Here is an 18,095-nt window from a genome sequence, read left to right as displayed (position 1 = left end):
AGGAGTTTGTGTGCGCCAGATCATCATCATCGGTTCCGGACCGGCCGGGTACACCGCCGCCATCTACGCCGCCCGCGCCCAGCTGAACCCGCTGCTCATCGCCAGCTCGGTCGAGGCCGGCGGCGAGCTGATGAACACCACCGACGTCGAAAACTTTCCGGGCTTTCCCGAGGGCATCATGGGCCCCGACCTGATGATGAAGATGCAGGAACAGGCCGAAAAATTCGGCACCGAGGTCGTGCTCGATGACGTCGAGTCCCTTGATCTCACTGGCCCGATCAAGTCCGTGACCCTCGGCAACGGTGAAACGCACGAAGCCCTCTCCGTCATCTTCGCAACGGGATCCGCGTACCGCAAGCTCGGCCTCGACGACGAAGAGCGCCTCTCCGGCCGCGGCGTCTCCTGGTGTGCCACCTGCGACGGCTTCTTCTTCAAGGGCAAGACCATCGCCATGATCGGCGGCGGTGACTCCGCGATGGAGGAGGCCACGTTCCTCACCCGCTTCGCCGACAAGGTCTACGTCGTCTACCGCGGCGACACCCTGCGCGCGTCGAAGATCATGCAGGAGCGGGCCTTCGCCAACGACAAGATTGAGTTCATCTACAACTCGACCGTCGTCGGTATCACCGGCGAGAATGCGGTTGACGGCCTCACGCTGAAGAACAGCGTCAGCGGTGCCGAAAGCCACCTCGAGGTCGGCGGCGTCTTCATCGCGATCGGTAACGATCCCCGCACCCACCTCGTGCACAAGCAGCTTGACCTCACGCCCGATGGCACCATCGCCGTGGCCGGTCGTACCTCCAAGACCAGCCAGACCGGTGTCTTCGCTGCCGGCGATGTGATCGACCCCACCTACCGGCAGGCCATCACCGCCGCGGCATCCGGTACCGTCGCCGCCCTCGACGCCGAGCACTACCTCAGTACCCTTCCCCAGGCCCTGCTGTCTCAAGCCGTGCTGTCGCAGGCAGAATCGGCCGCCCCCTCACTCGTCACAGCAACACTTAGCAACTAAGGAGCATTACATGTCTGCACGCTCAGTAACCGAGGCAAACTTCGACCAGGAAGTCATCAACAACGAGAAGACCGTGCTGGTCGACTTCTGGGCCGAGTGGTGTGGCCCCTGCCGCGCCGTGAGCCCCATCCTTGACCAGATCGCCACCGAGCACGCCGACAAGCTCGACATCGTCAAGCTCAACGTCGACGAGCACCCGGCCCTGGCCGCGAAGTACCAGATCACCTCCATCCCCGCGATGAAGGTCTTCCAGAAGGGTGAGGTCGTCAAGACCGTCATCGGCGCCAAGCCGAAGCCGGCCCTGGAGAAGGACCTCGCCGACTACCTGGTCTAGGCCGTACGGCCCTCACAGGCCAGCACAGCCCAGAGAAAGCCCCGTCCGGTACATCCGGGCGGGGCTTTCCCGTACCCCCGCAGGCCCCCGCGACGGGTGGGCGTTTGCCGACCCCATACGATGAAGTGAACTGAGAACGGATGTGACGTGACAAAACAGGGCTCTTCCCAAGCCGGCAACAACCTCGACCCGTGGTATCACCACTACGCCGAACGAGCCGGAGGACTGCGCGCCTCCGAGGTGCGTGCGCTCTTCGCGGTGGCCTCCCGGCCCGAGGTGGTTTCCCTCGCCGGCGGCATGCCGTACGTCGCGGCGCTGCCCCAGGACCTCGTCATCAACGCCATGGAAAGCGTGATGCGCAAACAGGGCGCAACAGCCATGCAATACGGCTCTGGTCAGGGAGTTCCCGTTCTGCGTGAACAGATTCTCGAGGTCATGGCGCTCGAGGGCATCAAGGCGCACGCCGACGACGTGGTGGTGACGACCGGCTCCCAGCACGCGCTCGAACTCGTCAGCAAACTCTTTCTCAACCCCGGTGACGTGGTTCTGTCCGAGGGCCCCAGCTACGTCACCGCGCTCGTCATTTTTCGGTCGTACCAGGCCGATGTCGAGCATGTGCCGATGGATGACTATGGACTCATCCCCGAAGCACTGCGTGAGCACATTGCTCGGTTGAAGGCGGCTGGGCGCAACATTAAGTTTCTCTACACGATCCCGAGTTTCCACAATCCGGCCGGAGTCACCCTCACCTGGGAACGTCGGCTCGAGATTCTCGAAATCTGCCGCGACAACAACATTCTGGTTCTCGAGGACAATCCCTACGGCCTGCTGTACTTCGACCGGCCGGCACCGGATGCGATGCGCTCGGTCGAGCGCGACGGCGTTGTCTACCTGGGCACCTTCTCGAAGACGCTGGCCCCCGGTTTTCGTGTTGGCTGGGCACTCGCCCCGCACGCCATTCGGGAGAAGCTGGTGTTGGCCAATGAGGCCGCGGTGTTGTCGCCTAGTTCATTCACCCAGTTGATAATCTCTGAGTATCTCTCAACAGCGGACTGGAAGGGGCAGATCAATACCTTCCGCGGGGTGTACCACGAACGCAAGAACGCCATGATTGCGGCCCTCGACGAGTACCTGCCCGAACTCACCTGGACGAACCCCAACGGCGGGTTCTACGTGTGGGTGACCCTGCCGGAGCAGCTCGACTCTAAGGCCATGCTGCCAAGGGCGGTCAAGGAGCTCGTGGCCTACACTCCGGGCACGGCCTTCTTCTCCGACGGCGAGGGCCGCCAGAATATGCGCCTCTCATTCTGCTACCCGACGCCGGAGAACATTCGCGTCGGCATCCGTCGCCTCGCCACCGTCATTCGCGGTGAACTCGACCTGCTCGACACCTTCGCGGGTACCGGATCGCTTGATTCACACCGGGATAACCGTCGATTTGGCGCCCCGCCGCCCGACATCTCTTAGCCCCACAGCTCGCCCGGCTTCGCCCGGTTTCATCTGTCTCCGACCCACACTGCAAGGAAAAGGCCTGATCATGACTGAATCAACAGCACTCGATATCGTCGTTCTTGCGGGCGGCATCTCGCACGAACGCGACGTTTCGCTGCGGTCGGGCCGACGGGTGGCCGACGCGCTGACCGGGCTCGGGCACCGGGTCACGGTGCTCGACCCGGGGGCTGGGCTGCTCAGCGAACTTGCCGAACGCCACCCCGACGTCATCTGGCCCGCCCTGCACGGTGCCACCGGCGAAGACGGAGCGCTGCGTGCCCTGCTGGCAACGACCGGCATCCCGTACGTCGGCTCCCGCGGGGCGGCATCGGCGCTGGCCTGGTCGAAGCCCACGGCGAAAGAGCTGGTGCGGCGCGCGGGATTCCCCACGCCCGACTCAATCTCGCTGTCGAAGGAAACCTTTCGCGACCTCGGCGCCGCGAGTGTGCTCGAGCACGTGCTGAGCTCACTCGGTATGCCGGTCGTCGTGAAGCCGACCAAGGGCGGGTCCGCGCAGGGCGTCACGATCGTGACGGCTGCGACGGCGCTCCCGCGCGCCATGGTAGACGCGTTCACCTACGCCGACGTCGCCCTGGTCGAGAATCAGGTCATCGGAACCGAGCTCGCCGTCGCGGTCGTAGACCAGGGAAACGGCCCCGTCGCGCTTCCCGCCGTCGAGATCGTGCCCGTGAATGGCGTGTACAGCTTTGAGGCGCGCTACAACGCCGGAGAAACCGATTTCTACACTCCGGCCCGCATTGAAGCGGATATCGCCGCACGCGTCGCTGAGACCGCCGTTGCGATCCACACGCTGCTGGGCTTGCGCCACCTGTCGCGCATCGACCTCATCGTCGACGAATCCGGCACTCCGTGGTTCCTTGAGGCGAATGTGCTGCCCGGGCTCACGGAGACCTCGTTGGTACCGCAGGCAATCGAAGCCTCCGGCCAGACGCTCGGCGAGGTCTACGAAGCCCTGGCCCGCGACGCCATCGCCCACCCCTAAGCACCCCTCCCCCGCGGCGGGGTTTCACGTGAAACATCTCCCGCGCCCCACACTCACCCCCCGCTCCGCTGCTCACCCCCCGCTGATCGAGCCTGTCGAGATCACCACCCTCTGCACGCCCCGTTGATCGAGCCTGTCGAGATCACCTCGTTCCGTACACCCGCTGATCGAGCCTGTCGAGACCACCGCCCTCTGCACGCCCCGTTGATCGAGCCTGTCGAGATCACCTCGTTCCGTACACCCGCTGATCGAGCCTGTCGAGACCACCGCCCTCTGCACGCCCCGTTGATCGAGCCTGTCGAGATCACCTCGTTCCGTACACCCGCTGATCGAGCCTGTCGAGACCACCGCCCTCTGCACGCCCCGTTGATCGAGCCTGTCGAGATCACCTCGTTCCGTACACCCGCTGATCGAGCCTGTCGAGACCACCGCCCTCTGCACGCCCCGTTGATCGAGCCTGTCGAGATCACCTCGTTCCGTACACCCGCTGATCGAGCCTGTCGAGACCACCGCCCTCTGCACGCCCCGTTGATCGAGCCTGTCGAGATCACCTCGTTCCGTACACCCGCTGATCGAGCCTGTCGAGACCACCGCCCTCTGCACGCCCCGTTGATCGAGCCTGTCGAGATCACCTCGTTCCGTACACCCGCTGATCGAGCCTGTCGAGACCACCGCCCTCTGCACGCCCCGTTGATCGAGCCTGTCGAGATCACCTACGCCCTCAAGGCTCATTCCCCAATCCACCTTGGCTACCCAACTCCATTTCATCCCCCGCCGGCCTGGGCGGATTCTTGGCCGTATGACTGAGTTTCGACAGATCTCCCAACCGGCCATCAATCAGAGCCTGCCGCTTCTTGCGACCCCACCCCTGCACCTGCTTCTCGCGTCCAAACGCCTCCGATATCCGCTCATACTCTTCGAAGTACTCCAGCCGAACGGGAAGCCTGCGCTTCGTGTATTCAGACCCCTCTCCCTGCGCGTGCTGCCACAATCGGTGCTCGAGATTCCAGGTGCTCCCAACGTAAAACGACCGGTCTGAACATCGCAGAATATACATGTATGGCATACCCGACACCATGGCATGGTCTCAAGTTTCAACAGGGTTATCCACAGGGCAATCTCGACAAACTTGGCCCAGCACTGCCTCAGAGCCCAATGTTTGCAAGGGATCCACAGAGTATCCAAAGCTTGAGGCCTACGCCGTGACCCCCATTTCATCCACAGGCCTTGATACGTAGCGGCCACAAGGTGACTCCGCAGGCCCAGGGTTTTCGATTCTTCTCAAACCGGCACTTAGTGGTCTCAACAGGCTCGACCAACGGATCGGGAAACGCCTGAGGCAACCCATCGCTGATCGAGCTTGTCGAGAGGACAGGCGAAGTGGTCTCGGCAGGCTCGACCAACGGATCGGGAAACGCGGAGCCAACCCACCGTTGATCGAGCTTGTCGAGATCACAGCAGAAGTGGTCTCGGCAGGCTCGACCAACGGATCGGCGATATTGATCTCGGCAGGCTCGACCAACAAGACGGGAGACGCGTGAGGCAACGCACCGTTGATCGAGCTTGTCGAGATCACAGGCGAAGTGGTCTCGGCAGGCTCGAGCAACGGAGGAGTGCCTGATCCCGGGAGGGTTTCACGTGAAACGCTCGTGGTCTCGGCAAGCTCGACCGACGGGATGGAGGACGCGTGAGGCAACGCACCGCTGATCGAGCTTGTCGAGATCACAAGCAGAGGTGGTCTCGGCAAGCTCGACCACCGGAGGACTTCCTGAACCTGGGAGAGTTTCACGTGAAACGCTCGTGGTCTCGACAGGCTCGACCAACGGATCGGCACTCGTGGGCTCGGCAGGCTCGACCAACGGATCGGCACTAGTGGTCTCGTCAGGCGGGGCCGACGATACATCGAGAGTGTTTCACGTGAAACGTCTCGGGAGCACGCGCACTAAGGCTAGTTGGCTCCGAAGCCGGGCTCGCCCAGGGCGCCCAGGATGCGGTTCAGGTCACCGATGGTCGCGAAATCGACCGTAATGTGCCCTTTTCGTGCGCCCAGATTGATTTTGACGCGCGTATCGAGCCGATCTCCGAGGTGTTCGGCGATTTCATCGAGGTGTCCCTGCCGACGACCGGGCTCGGGCTTCACTGCGGGCGCTGCCGCACGCGGTCCAGCAGTCGCCGCGGCCTCCGCGGCGCGCACCGACAGGTCTTCATTCACAATCTTGTCGGACAACCGCAGCATTCCGGCCGGGTCCCCCACCGAAAGAATTGCCCGCGCATGTCCGGCTGTCAGTACCCCCGCCGCAACCCGCAGCTGTACCGCCTCGGGCAGCTTCAGTAACCGCAGTGTATTCGTGATTTGCGGGCGTGACCGGCCTATTTTCGCCGCCAACTGTTCCTGAGTGATTCCAAAGTCAGCGAGAAGCTGCTGGTAAGCCGATGCTTCTTCCAGTGGATTCAGCTCCGCTCGATGCAGGTTCTCGAGTAGCGCATCGCGCAGCATATCCACATCGGCTGTGTCCCTGACCACCGCCGGAATCGTGGACAGTCCGGCCTGCTTGGTTGCGCGCAGCCGACGCTCACCCATGACAAGCTCATACTTACCCGGTTGTTCAACCAGGGGACGCACCACGATCGGCTGCAGCACGCCGACCTCAATGATGCTGTGCACGAGCTCCGCGAGATCAGCGTCATCAAACGTCGTGCGCGGCTGCTGAGCGTTGGGCACAATATCGTTGGGATCAAGATGAGCAAGACGCGCTCCCGGAACCGGGGCCAAACCCCCGTTGGCCACACCCCGTTCCACTTCCGCGCTCTCTGCCGGCGCGGCACCAGTGACCTTCACCGGAATGGAACGAGGGAAGAAGACATCGACCGGGCGCGCCGCACTCGCATCGTCCTGCACCGGAATCAAGGCTCCAATGCCGCGGCCGAGGCCGGTTCGCTTTGCCATGTGGATTATCTTCCTGTCAGGGGAGCGCCGCGGCGCGCAATTTCGGCCGCTGCCTCGAGGTACGAGAGCGATCCTGCGGAGTTGAGGTCATAGCTTACGACACTCTGCCCATAACTCGGAGCCTCAGAAACGCGTACAGAACGCGGGATAAGGGTCTTCAGGACCTCATTCGGAAAGTGATCGCGCACATCCTGTGCCACCTGGTTCGCCAGGTTGGTTCGTCCGTCGTACATCGTCAGCAAGATGGTCGAAACCGTGAGATCCGGGTTCAGGTGTTTCTCGATAAGTTTGATGTTTTTCAACAACTGGCTGAGTCCCTCAAGTGCGTAGTACTCACACTGAATAGGAATCAAGACCTCGCGTGCGGCGACAAACGCATTGATCGTCAACAGCCCGAGCGACGGGGGACAGTCAATGAAGACGTAGTCATAGGGGTCGTCCAGCTCCCGCAGGTGCAGATCGAGCGCGCGGCGCAGACGCTGCTCGCGGGCGACCATCGACACCAGTTCGATTTCGGCGCCGGCCAGGTGAATGGTGGCCGGCACGCAATACAGTTCACCGAACTCAGGGCTGCGCTGCACGACCTCCCCGAGCGGGACATCGCCGACAATGACGTCATACACGCTCGAAATCTCGGCGTGGTGTTCAACGCCAAGGGCCGTCGACGCATTGCCCTGCGGATCCAGGTCGATAACGAGAACCTTTGCACCCTGCCGCGCAAGCGCAGCAGCCAGATTCACCGCGGTCGTGGTCTTGCCAACTCCACCCTTTTGATTTGAGATCGTGAGAACACGAGTTGACTCGGGTTTGGGCAGGTCGTCGGCCGCAATGACCTGACGTCGGCGGGTCAGCTCGGCAATCTCGCGGGCAAGTGGCGTGGTTCCGTCAAATCCCGTGGCCTTGTCGCTGAGGTGCTGGTCTTCACCAGGATGTTTCACGTGAAACCTTTGCGTTGGACACTCAATGGACGGTTCGGATGGTTGGTTCTGGAAAGAGCCGTGGCTACTCCACTGTAGCTCGAATGACCCGCGTTACGTCGGGCAGCACGCCTTCTCCGAGCGTTACCACCTCGACGTCGTGTAGCCGATACTTTCGAATGGCCTTGGCCGCACCCTCGATCTCTTCCTCAGCCCGAGCGCCCTTCATGAGTACCAGCTCCCCGCCGGAGCGCAGCAGGGGAGCGGTGAGCGGAATCAAGGTGCGGAACGCACTGACCGCCCGAGCCGTGACCTGATCAAACGGATGCTCCGGGTGGACCTCTTCGGCGCGCGCGCGGGTGACCGTGACGTTGGCCAGTGCCAGCGAGGCGACCTGATCGTTCAGCCAGGCTACCCGGCGTTCCATCGGTTCGATCAGCACGAAAGAGACGTCGGGTCGGAGAATCGCCAACACGAGCCCGGGCAAGCCGGCACCTGAGCCCACATCGCCGACTACTCCCGGTCGCAGCAGGGGTGCCACGACGGCACAGTTGAGAATGTGTCGACTCCACAAGCGCGGAATCTCCACAGGGCCAATGAGGCCAAGAATTTCGCCCTGATCAGCTAAATCATGCGTAAAAGCACGAACTTGTTCGAGATGGTCGCCGCACAGTTCTGCAGCCTGGATCGGTTCGGTTTCCAGGTCGAGCTCAACACCCATAATTAAAGCGCCGAAATGACGGTGTGCCGATCGCGGCCTTCGCCCTCTGACTCCGAGGAATACCCGCGACCCGAGGCGATGTCGTGCACGAGTTTGCGCTCGTACGAACTCATCGGCGGCAATGCCGCCTCGGACGAGCCCGCTTCGATACGCTCAATTGCACGTGCGACCAGATCGGCCAGTTCGGCCTCACGCGCTTCGCGGGAGCCACCGATATCGAGGATAAGTCGCGAGAAAGACCCCGTCTTGTTCTGCACGGCCAGGCGGGTGAGTTCCTGAAGTGCCGTCACCGTATCCGGCTTCGACAGCACCCGAAGGTTGGCCCCCTCCGCCGCGTTGACCGACAGGTACGCCCGACCGTTGCGTGCATCGATGTCGATGTCCCCGTCAAGGTCACAGATATCGAGAAACTCCTCGATGTAGTCGGCCGCGATGTCACCCTCCTGCTCGAGCTGGTCCACGGTGGGAACAGCGTCCCCGGCAGCTGACCCGGTCTCGGAGGCAACAACGCTGACAAAGGGAGCAGCGGGAGCTCCCGGCTTGGCGACGACAGCAGCAGCGCCATCCGTCGATTCTGCCTCACCAGCCACACCAAGCGGGGCATCCACGAGGAGCGCCTCCGGCGCAGCTGTGGGCGCAACCGTAGTTTCGGTCACGTCGTTTTCGCTCACTTCAGTCACAGGAGTCCGCTTCCTTCTTGAGTCTCGAACTACTTCTTCGGGCCGATTTGCTTCTTGGCCCGGTTCTTGCTGACCGGCTGCTGACGCTGCACGGGCTTCTTGGGCTCTTCCACAACGATAACGTCCCCATCGCTGGCAATGAGCTTGCCCTTGCGGGCGAGTCGCTCCTCGCGGGCCTTGGCGGCCTCACTGCCGGGTGTCGGCATGTTGCGGATGACGATGAACTGCTGAACCATCGTCCAAATGTTGGAGGTCAGCCAGTAGAACATGACACCGAGCGGGAACGCGACGCCCGAGAAGGCGAAGACGAGGGGGAGCAGGTAGAGCATGATGCGCTGCTGCTTGAACATGGGGCTCGCCTTGGTCTCCGGCGACATGTTCTTCGATACGATCTGCAGCTGGGTAATGAACTGCGAGGCAGTCATCAGCACGACCATGACCGCGGCAATCACCATGACGGTCAGGTTGAACGGGTCACCCGCGGTCCACAGTGACCACTGCGAGGCGAAGGTGTCGTGCAGCGGGGCATTACCGAACAGGGTCGCATTGCCGAAGCTCTCGGCCAGGCTCTGATTGAGCGGGCCGACGCCGGCGTTGGAACGCTGAGCATCGTTGAGCACCGAGAACAGCGCAAAGAAGATCGGCATCTGCAGCAGCAGGGGCAGGCACGAGCTGAGGGGGTTGGTGCCCGTGCGCTTGTACATCGCCATCGTCTCGCGGGACATGGCCTCACGCGAGAATTGGTCTTTCTTACCCTTGTACTTGTCCTGAATCTTCTTCAGCTGCGGTGCGACCTCGAGCATCTTGCGCTGACTCTTGATCTGCCGCACAAAAATGGGGATCAGGGCGGCGCGCACCACAATGACGAGTCCCACGATGGAGAGCACCCACGTCAGGCCTTCGTCGTAGCCCAGCGCCGCGATTCCCGTCTGGGAAAACAGCCAGTGGAAGGCGACGAGCAAAAGCTCGACGACCCACTTCAGCGGCCAGAGGATCACACTTAGGATGTCCATACTTCGGGTCAGCCCTTTCCGTGGCTTTGTGTGACGACAAATCCGAACGACGTCACGACATAGCGACGTTTACGCTTCAGGGGAACGTCATCGATTCCACCTTCGGCCCACGGATGGCATCGCGCCAGACGACGCGCGGCCAGGGCCGATCCAACCACAAGGCCGTGTTCCTGAACGGCCCCGAGTGCATAGGCCGAACAAGAAGGATAATACCTGCACACTTCGCCATAAAGCGGTGAAATCACTGCACGGTAGCCGCGAAGAAGCAGCACGCCCGCGTTGCGGGGCAGCAGGATCACCGTTCCGACGAGGGGATTCATCGAGGCCGATGTCCCTTGGTGACAGCGTTGGTGACACCGCGGCTGATTTCCGCGGTCAACTCGGACCACTCCGCCGCATTCGCAGCGGGAAGTGCCCGAAAAACTATGTCGGTGCCCGGGGGAACCGCCCCGACCAGAAGAAAGCTGGCCGCTTTCAGGCGCCGACGAACCCGGTTGCGCCGCACGGCATTACCGACGTTCTTCGCGACGATAAAGCCAAAACGAGCAGGCGCATCCGGGCCCAGAGCGGTCGTGCTGCGGCGCAGATAGGTCACGATGTGCGGGCCAACGACCCGCACACCCCGGCGAACGACTTCTTTATAGTCGCTGCCGTGCGTGATGCGATTTACCTGCGCGAGCACCGCGGCGCTTACGCGGAAAGTTCGGTGCGACCCTTGCGACGGCGGGCACCGAGGATTGCGCGGCCGGCGCGGGTGCGCATGCGCAGACGGAAACCGTGCACCTTCGCGCGACGACGGTTGTTCGGCTGGAACGTTCTCTTGCTCATGATTTCTCCACTGTTGTCTCCGCTGGCCGAAACAGCGGCCGGGAAAGAATTGGTTGGCCCGAGGACAGGGTCAACTGATTAAAACTACGGCCTCGACTCGTTTTGGTCAAACTCGCGGCCCGAAACCATCAAGTCTGCACAGTCGCCGGCCCGTCGTCGTGTAGTGACACGCGGGAAAATTGGGGCCAATAGTGGCTGAAAATTCGCCTCTGAGACCAGATTTGACTACCGTGAATGAAAGTTATCCACAGGCAGACGCCCGCGTTTGCGGCGAACCGGCGAATTTTTGCCGATTTACTCACAGGCGGTGGATAACTTTGTGAATAGTTCACAAAAGTCCACGCAGAGATTGTAGGAAACCATGGCAGACGGCGAACAGCCCATCATGCAGACCTGGCGGTCGGTTCTGACCACGCTGGAGTCAGATGTGACGATCACACCCATGTTGTACGGGTTCCTGAGTCTCGTCGAACCCAAGGGCATCGCCGCCGGCACCTTTTACCTCGAGGTACCCAACGAATTCACCGCGAGCATGCTCAACCAGCGGATGCGCGTTCCCCTGCTGACCGCGATGGGCCAGCTCGACGCGGCAACGGCCGTTTCCACGTTCTATGTGGTCGTCAATCCCGAGCTCGAACAGGAATCGTTACGCCCGGTTCACCAACCGCCGGCGCAACCCGATGTGTTGAGTGTCGCCGCACCCCAATCGGTCTTCGAGAGTGCTGCCTCCTCCCCCGAACGCCCACACGACACTCGGCTCAACAATAAGTACAGCTTCGACAACTTCGTCATCGGTCAGTCCAACCGGTTCGCCCACGCCGCTGCCGTCGCGGTGGCCGAAGCCCCCGCCAAGGCGTACAACCCGCTCTTTGTCTACGGATCCTCCGGGCTGGGCAAGACTCACCTGCTGCACGCCATCGGCCACTATGCGATGAGCCTGTATCCCGGTATTCGGGTGCGGTATGTCAGCAGCGAAGAGTTCACCAACGACTTCATCAACTCGATCGCCAATAACCGGGGATCCGCCTTTCAGGCCCGGTACCGCAACATCGACATTCTGATGATCGACGACATCCAGTTTCTGCAGGGAAAAGCAGAGACCCAGGAAGCCTTCTTCCACACCTTCAACACCCTGCACGACCACAACAAGCAGGTCGTGATCACGAGCGACCTGCCTCCCAAACACCTCACCGGGTTCGAAGACCGCATGCGCAGCCGGTTCGAGTGGGGTCTGATCACCGATGTCCAGGCCCCCGACCTGGAAACGCGCATCGCCATTCTGCGCAAGAAGGCCCAGAGCGAGAAGTTGCAGGTACCCGACGACATTCTCGAATTCATGGCCTCGAAGGTCTCATCGAACATTCGCGAGCTGGAGGGAACTCTGATTCGCGTGACCGCCTTCGCGAGTCTGAACCGCACTCCGGTCGACATGGACCTCGTTCAGACGGTTCTAAAAGACCTCATCACGCTCGACGACGACAATGTCATCGCTCCGGTCGACATCATCACCAACACCGCTGACTACTTCAAGCTCACGGTCGACGACCTCTACGGTTCGAGCCGGTCCCAGGCCGTGGCTACGGCTCGCCAGATCGCCATGTACCTCTGCCGTGAACTGACCAACCTGTCCCTGCCCAAGATCGGACAGCTCTTCGGCAACCGTGACCACACGACCGTCATGTATGCCAACAAGAAGATCAGCGAGCTCATGAAGGAGCGTCGTTCGATCTACAACCAGGTCACCGAGCTCACAAATCGCATCAAACAGGACCACCGCTTCAAATAATTCAGCGAATTTCGTAGTTTTCACACCTGTGTATAAGCCTGTGGAAACTACAAGAATTAACTGGCACAACCTGTAGAAACAAAATGACAAGTTGTGAAAACTCGGGGCCTGGCAATTCTTGTCATTCGATGTTGTGCCTCGAGTTCGCACAGGTCGCCCACAACTTACATTCTTGTAGTTCCCTGTGATTACAAGGGAATGACAAAGTTATCCACAGTTTCCACAACGGTTAAGAAGATTAACCTTTAACTTCTCTCTCTCTTCGGCCGACAACCTTTTGTGCTTTCGCACCGGATGGTTGCCGGCCCAGGCCGGTTCGTCCCAGACCGAATTACAAGACGACTAGTGTTGAGCCTCCACGCATCGATCGAACAGGAGTGGTTTCGTGAAATTTACGGCCAACCGGGATGTCTTCAGCGAAGCGGTTTCATTTGCTGTCAAGCTCCTGCCCCAGCGCACCACCCTGCCCATCCTCAGCGGTGTGCTGATCGAGACGACCGACACCGGACTCGTCCTGTCGTCGTTCGACTACGAGGTATCCGCTCAAACCGAGATCGCAGCGGATGTCGAGGAACCCGGCAGGGTGCTCGTCTCTGGCCGTCTCCTGGCCGAGATTGCCAGCCGGATGCCCAATGCACCCGTGCGATTCGAGACTCAAGAATCCCGAATCAAAGTCAGCTGTGGTTCGGCGAACTTCACCCTGCTGTCTATGCCGGTTGAGGAATATCCAAGTATTCCGCAGGTCAGCGCCGAATCTGGGCTCGTACCGGCCGAAGAATTCGCCGCAGCCGTCGCCCAGGTCGCTGTCGCTGCGAGCCGCGACGACGTGACTCCGGTCATCACCGGCGTGCAGCTCGAGGTCTCAGAAAACAGCCTCGGTCTGGTCGCCACCGACCGCTACCGCGTCGCCGTTCGCGAGATTGACTGGGATCCGGGCAGTAACACCGGGCAGGGAACGATCACGGCCCTCGTTCCGGCGCGCACGCTGCAGGAAGTCGGCAAGACCTTCGGGCACAGCGGCACCATTTCCGTCTCGATCACCAACACCGACGATCGCGAACTGATCGCCTTCACGGCGAACAAGAAGACCGTGACGAGCCTGCTGATCAAGGGCAATTTTCCTCCGGTTCGGCGACTTTTTCCGAGCAACGTCGACAACTACGCGGTGCTCAACACCGCCGACCTCATCGAGGCAACCCGTCGCGTGCAGCTCGTGCTCGAGCGCGAAGCCGCGCTACGCTTCACGTTCACCCAGGACGGACTGACCCTCGAAGCCGTGGGCTCGGAGCAGGCGCAGGCGCAGGAATCGATCGACGCCATTCTGTCCGGCACCGACACCGTCGTCTCGCTCAAGCCGCAGTTTCTGCTTGACGGCCTCAGCGCGGTGCACTCCGAGTTCGTGCGCATCTCGTTCACCAAGACCGAGAATCCGAACAAGCCGGGGCCGGTGCTCATCACCAGCCAGACCTCCCGGGAAACGGCCGGCGCCGACAGCTACAAGTACCTGCTGCAGCCCAACCTGCTGCTGCGCTAGGTGCGCGTCACCCACCTCTCCCTCACGGACTTTCGCAACTACGCGCAGGCCGAGGTGCCGCTTTTTGCCGGGCCCAACCTCATCGTCGGGCGCAACGGCCAGGGTAAGACCAACCTGGTCGAAGCGCTCGGCTACCTGAGCACGCTCGGTTCCCATCGGGTGTCGACGCTGACCGCGATGATTCGGGCCGGTCAGGATGCCGCGATCATTCGTGCTCGCCTCGAATCCAACGGTCGGCAGATTCTTGCCGAGGTCCAGCTCAATCGCACCGGTCAGAACCGGGCTCAGGTGAATCGTTCGGTGATACGCACCCGCGACCTGCCGCGCTACTTTTCGTGCGTGGTCTTCGCGCCGGAGGATCTCGCCCTCGTGCGGGGGGATCCGGGCGGCCGCCGCCGTTTTCTCGACCAGCTGCTGGTGCTTCGAACTCCGCGATTGGCGGGCGTGCTCGCGGACTACGACCGGGTGCTGAAACAGCGCAACAGCCTGCTGAAATCGGCCAGGGCATCCGGTGTCAAGGGTAACCAGCTCAGTACCCTAGAAATCTGGGACGAACGGCTGGTTGCCTTCGGCTCTGAGATCATCGACGAACGCGCCGAACTCGTGCGCCAGCTGGGCGAGCCACTGCGGGCGGCATATCGTGCCGTGGTCGGCGCCGACCACGGGCCCACCCTGTCCGGAGCCCTCAGCATTTTGGGAGCGGATGCCGATGGTGAGGTGTCACTCCAGGGGGCTTCGGTCAGCGCGACCGTCGAGCCACGGATCCCGAAGATTCAGGCGGGTGCGAGCACGGCAGACGTCTTCCGCTCCGCCCTCGCCGGCCTGCGCCGCAAAGAGCTCGAACGCGGCATCACGCTCGCCGGCCCGCACCGCGACGACGTGATCTTCTCGCTCAATGACCTGCCCGCGAAGGGCTATGCGAGCCACGGTGAGTCCTGGTCGTTCGCTTTGTCGCTGAAACTCGCATCCGCGCAGCTACTGCGCCTGGAATCCACCACCGGCGACCCCGTCGTGATTCTTGATGACGTCTTCGCCGAGCTCGATCAGTCCCGCCGAACCCGGCTCGCCGCCGCGATGACCGGATTCGAACAGGTTCTGATCACCTCGGCAGTATTGGAGGATGTGCCGGAGGCTCTCGTGGCGCACACTATACATATTCGAGGAGGTGCGGTGGTCGATGGCTGAGCCTGAACGCAAAACTGAACCGAGCGAGGCAGCCCGCGTCTTTCTGCGCTTTAAAGACGTTTTTGGTGATCCCAATGCCCGGCGGTCGCGCGGTCGCAAACGCCAGCCCGACCCACAGGGTTCTTCGGTTCCGTTCGGCGCCGGCCGCGACCCGCGCGGTCTCGGCGACACGATCGCCTCCCTCACCGCGCAGCTCGGCTGGAACTCGCCGCTCTCGCAGTCCGAACTGCTTGCATCCTGGCGTGAGATCGCCGGTGACGAAACCGCGAACCACTCGAGCCCGGCCGGCATCGATGAGGGCGTACTGACCGTGCACTGCGAGTCAACGGCGTGGGCCACCCAGCTGCGGCTGATGCGGGTCGATATCATGACGCACATCATTTCTAAGTACCCGGATGCCGGCATCGCCTCGATCCGTTTTCACGGACCCAACGCCCCCTCCTGGAAAAAGGGTCCCAGATCAATCCCAGGGCGTGGCCCGCGCGATACCTACGGCTAGGTCGTCAAATCTGGTCAAACCGCGAGCACAGTGCCTTAGCTGGCGATTGTGGCGGGCGGGCCGCTGACCATTTGATAGACTAAATGGTCGCCTTTGCGACGGTCAGGAGCACAATTTCAGATGACGGTAGACCCGCACGCCGAGCCGGCACACGAATATGGCGCAGACGATATCCAGGTTCTCGAGGGCCTGGAAGCCGTTCGCAAACGACCCGGAATGTACATCGGTTCTACCGGTCCGCGCGGGTTGCACCACCTCGTCTACGAAATCGTGGACAACTCCGTCGATGAGGCCCTCGCGGGCTACTGCGACACCATCGGCATCCGTATTCTGGCGGATGGCGCGGTGCGCGTCGAAGACAACGGCCGCGGAATTCCGGTCGACATTCACAAGGCAGAAGGCCGCTCGACCGTGGAGGTCGTACTGACCGTGCTGCACGCCGGCGGCAAGTTCGGCGGTGGCGGCTACGCCGTTTCCGGTGGACTCCACGGCGTCGGCAGCTCCGTCGTCAACGCCCTGTCGAGCCGCCTCGAGGTCGAGGTACGCCGGCAGGGTCACGTCTGGCGCCAGAGTTTCGCCGACGGCCACCCCAACGCACCGCTGGAAAAGGGCGAGGAATCGGATGCCACCGGCACCACGATCACGTTCTGGCCGAGCGAGGAGACCTTCGAGACGACGGTCTTCGACTACGAGACCCTGCGCGCGCGCTTTCAGCAGATGGCGTTCCTCAACAAGGGCCTGCAGCTCACCCTCACCGATGAGCGACCCGAAAACCTCGATGACGAGGGCAAGTTCGTGCACAACACGTTCATGTACGAGCAGGGCCTCGTCGACTACGTCGAGTACCTGAACCGGGCGAAGAAAGCCGACCTCGTCAACGAGGAGATCATCTCGTTCGAGTGGGAAGACCACGAACGCAAGATCGCGCTCGAGGTGGCCATGCAATGGACCACCGCGTACACCGAGAGCGTGCACACCTACGCGAACACCATCAACACCCACGAGGGCGGTACCCACGAAGAGGGTTTCCGTGCCGCGCTGACGACCCTGGTGAACAAGTACGCCCGCGAGAAGGGCATCCTGAAAGAAAAGGATGACAACCTCACCGGTGATGACGTGCGTGAGGGACTCACCGCGGTCGTGTCGATCAAGCTCGCCGAACCGCAGTTCGAGGGCCAGACCAAGACCAAGCTCGGTAACACCGAGGCGAAGGCGTTCGTGCAGCGCGTCGCCGGCGACCAGCTCAGCGACTGGTTCAACCGCAACCCCAGCTCGGCGCGCGAAATCATTCGCAAGGCGCTCAGCGCATCCACTGCCCGCCAGGCGGCCCGCAAGGCGCGCGAAACCGCGCGCCGCAAGGGACTGCTCGAGGGCGGCGGTATGCCCGGCAAGCTCAAGGACTGCCAGAGCAAAGACCCCTCGCTCAGCGAGATCTTCATCGTCGAGGGCGACTCGGCCGGCGGATCCGCCGTGCAGGGCCGTAATCCGGAGACCCAGGCCATTTTGCCGCTGCGCGGCAAGATCCTCAACGTGGAGAAGGCCCGTCTCGACCGCGCCCTCGCCAACCACGAGGTGCAGGCCATGATCACCGCGTTCGGTGCCGGTATGGGCGAAGAGTTCAACCCCGACAAGGTGCGTTACCACAAGATCGTGCTGATGGCCGATGCCGACGTCGATGGCCAGCACATCACCACGCTGCTGCTGACCCTGCTGTTTCGCTACATGCGCCCGCTGATCGACCTCGGCTACGTGTATCTCGCGCAGCCGCCGCTCTACCGCCTCAAGTGGGCCAACTCGGCGCACGAATACGTGTACTCCGACAAGGAGCGCGACGCCCTGCTCGCCGACGGCGCCGCCGCCGGCAAGCGCATCCCCAAGGACAACGGCATCCAGCGCTACAAGGGCCTCGGTGAGATGGACTACAAGGAGCTGTGGGAGACCACGATGAGCCCCGAAACCCGTACCCTGCTGCAGGTCACCCTCGACGATGCCGCGGCCGCCGACGAAATTTTCTCCACCCTGATGGGCGAAGACGTCGAATCCCGACGCAACTTCATCCAGAAGAACGCAAAGGACGTGCGTTTCCTTGACATCTGACGACACCAGCGGCTCCACCGGCCCCGAGGCGACCCCCGAGGCCAACGC

19 protein-coding genes are annotated in these 18,095 nt (G+C 62.1%); 9 read left to right on the top strand and 10 right to left on the bottom strand.

Translation table 11 applies throughout. The annotated features are described in order from the left end of the window. The first annotated feature begins 10 nt into the window (after positions 1-10). The 4 genes from trxB to E3T55_RS14555 all read left to right on the top strand — a co-directional run bounded on the left by trxB (position 11) and on the right by E3T55_RS14555 (position 3,840). On the top strand, positions 11-1,012 hold the full coding sequence (trxB, locus tag E3T55_RS14570) for a thioredoxin-disulfide reductase (protein WP_134520285.1): 1,002 nt from the start codon (positions 11-13) through the stop codon (positions 1,010-1,012). A 10-nt stretch (positions 1,013-1,022) separates the two neighbouring features. Continuing rightward, positions 1,023-1,346, top strand: a complete 324-nt coding sequence (trxA, locus tag E3T55_RS14565; RefSeq protein ID WP_134520284.1) for a thioredoxin — start codon at positions 1,023-1,025, stop codon at positions 1,344-1,346. Positions 1,347-1,493: 147 nt separating this feature from the next. Further along, a complete protein-coding gene (locus E3T55_RS14560; RefSeq protein WP_134520283.1) occupies positions 1,494-2,813 on the top strand; it encodes an aminotransferase-like domain-containing protein in 1,320 nt (439 codons plus the stop codon). Between the two features lie 70 nt (positions 2,814-2,883). Then, positions 2,884-3,840, top strand: a complete 957-nt coding sequence (locus E3T55_RS14555; RefSeq protein WP_134520282.1) for a D-alanine--D-alanine ligase family protein — start codon at positions 2,884-2,886, stop codon at positions 3,838-3,840. A gap of 72 nt (positions 3,841-3,912) precedes the next feature. Here the strand turns inward: E3T55_RS14555 and E3T55_RS14550 are convergent, their stop codons facing one another. The 10 genes from E3T55_RS14550 to rpmH form a co-directional block, all read right to left on the bottom strand. Then, positions 3,913-4,572 (bottom strand): hypothetical protein, encoded by a 660-nt coding sequence (locus E3T55_RS14550; protein ID WP_134520281.1) that lies wholly within the window; start codon positions 4,570-4,572, stop codon positions 3,913-3,915. After that, complete coding sequence (locus tag E3T55_RS14545) at positions 4,562-4,897, bottom strand: GIY-YIG nuclease family protein (RefSeq protein WP_241993076.1); 336 nt, start codon at positions 4,895-4,897, stop codon at positions 4,562-4,564. The genes E3T55_RS14550 and E3T55_RS14545 overlap by 11 nt, the downstream gene beginning before the upstream one ends. A gap of 891 nt (positions 4,898-5,788) precedes the next feature. Further along, positions 5,789-6,787: a ParB/RepB/Spo0J family partition protein gene (locus E3T55_RS14540; RefSeq protein WP_134520279.1), complete on the bottom strand. Its 999-nt coding sequence runs from the start codon at positions 6,785-6,787 to the stop codon at positions 5,789-5,791. A 5-nt stretch (positions 6,788-6,792) separates the two neighbouring features. Further along, on the bottom strand, positions 6,793-7,725 hold the full coding sequence (locus E3T55_RS14535) for a ParA family protein (RefSeq protein WP_134520278.1): 933 nt from the start codon (positions 7,723-7,725) through the stop codon (positions 6,793-6,795). Positions 7,726-7,789: 64 nt separating this feature from the next. After that, the gene (rsmG, locus tag E3T55_RS14530; RefSeq protein ID WP_134520277.1) at positions 7,790-8,425 is read right to left on the bottom strand and encodes a 16S rRNA (guanine(527)-N(7))-methyltransferase RsmG; all 636 of its coding nucleotides are present in this window, start codon (positions 8,423-8,425) and stop codon (positions 7,790-7,792) included. A 2-nt stretch (positions 8,426-8,427) separates the two neighbouring features. Further along, entirely contained in the window at positions 8,428-8,886 is a 459-nt protein-coding gene (locus E3T55_RS14525) for a Jag family protein (RefSeq protein WP_134520394.1), read from the bottom strand. A 248-nt stretch (positions 8,887-9,134) separates the two neighbouring features. After that, a complete protein-coding gene (yidC, locus tag E3T55_RS14520) occupies positions 9,135-10,118 on the bottom strand; it encodes a membrane protein insertase YidC (protein ID WP_134520276.1) in 984 nt (327 codons plus the stop codon). Between the two features lie 8 nt (positions 10,119-10,126). After that, the gene (yidD, locus tag E3T55_RS14515) at positions 10,127-10,438 is read right to left on the bottom strand and encodes a membrane protein insertion efficiency factor YidD (protein ID WP_134520275.1); all 312 of its coding nucleotides are present in this window, start codon (positions 10,436-10,438) and stop codon (positions 10,127-10,129) included. After that, positions 10,435-10,800, bottom strand: a complete 366-nt coding sequence (gene rnpA, locus E3T55_RS14510; protein WP_134520274.1) for a ribonuclease P protein component — start codon at positions 10,798-10,800, stop codon at positions 10,435-10,437. Before rnpA ends, yidD begins: the two co-directional genes overlap by 4 nt. An 8-nt stretch (positions 10,801-10,808) precedes the next feature. Further along, entirely contained in the window at positions 10,809-10,946 is a 138-nt protein-coding gene (gene rpmH, locus E3T55_RS14505) for a 50S ribosomal protein L34 (RefSeq protein WP_010204566.1), read from the bottom strand. 361 nt (positions 10,947-11,307) lie between these two features. Between rpmH and dnaA the strand changes: the two genes are divergently transcribed. From dnaA to gyrB, 5 genes are all read left to right on the top strand, one after another. Then, positions 11,308-12,732, top strand: coding sequence for a chromosomal replication initiator protein DnaA (dnaA, locus tag E3T55_RS14500; RefSeq protein ID WP_134520273.1), 1,425 nt, complete (start codon positions 11,308-11,310; stop codon positions 12,730-12,732). A gap of 385 nt (positions 12,733-13,117) precedes the next feature. Further along, positions 13,118-14,266 carry a DNA polymerase III subunit beta gene (dnaN, locus tag E3T55_RS14495; RefSeq protein ID WP_134520272.1) on the top strand — a complete coding sequence of 383 codons (1,149 nt, stop codon included), beginning with the start codon at positions 13,118-13,120 and terminating at the stop codon, positions 14,264-14,266. Then, positions 14,267-15,451: a DNA replication/repair protein RecF gene (gene recF, locus E3T55_RS14490; protein WP_134520271.1), complete on the top strand. Its 1,185-nt coding sequence runs from the start codon at positions 14,267-14,269 to the stop codon at positions 15,449-15,451. After that, positions 15,444-15,950: a DciA family protein gene (locus E3T55_RS14485; RefSeq protein ID WP_134520270.1), complete on the top strand. Its 507-nt coding sequence runs from the start codon at positions 15,444-15,446 to the stop codon at positions 15,948-15,950. The genes recF and E3T55_RS14485 overlap by 8 nt, the downstream gene beginning before the upstream one ends. A gap of 120 nt (positions 15,951-16,070) precedes the next feature. Next, complete coding sequence (gene gyrB / locus E3T55_RS14480; protein ID WP_134520269.1) at positions 16,071-18,047, top strand: DNA topoisomerase (ATP-hydrolyzing) subunit B; 1,977 nt, start codon at positions 16,071-16,073, stop codon at positions 18,045-18,047. The last annotated feature ends 48 nt before the right edge of the window (positions 18,048-18,095 follow it).

The sequence above is a fragment of the Cryobacterium frigoriphilum genome, from assembly GCF_004403305.1.
Lineage (GTDB): Bacteria > Actinomycetota > Actinomycetes > Actinomycetales > Microbacteriaceae > Cryobacterium > Cryobacterium frigoriphilum.
This window is presented reverse-complemented; position numbering and strand designations above follow the sequence as displayed.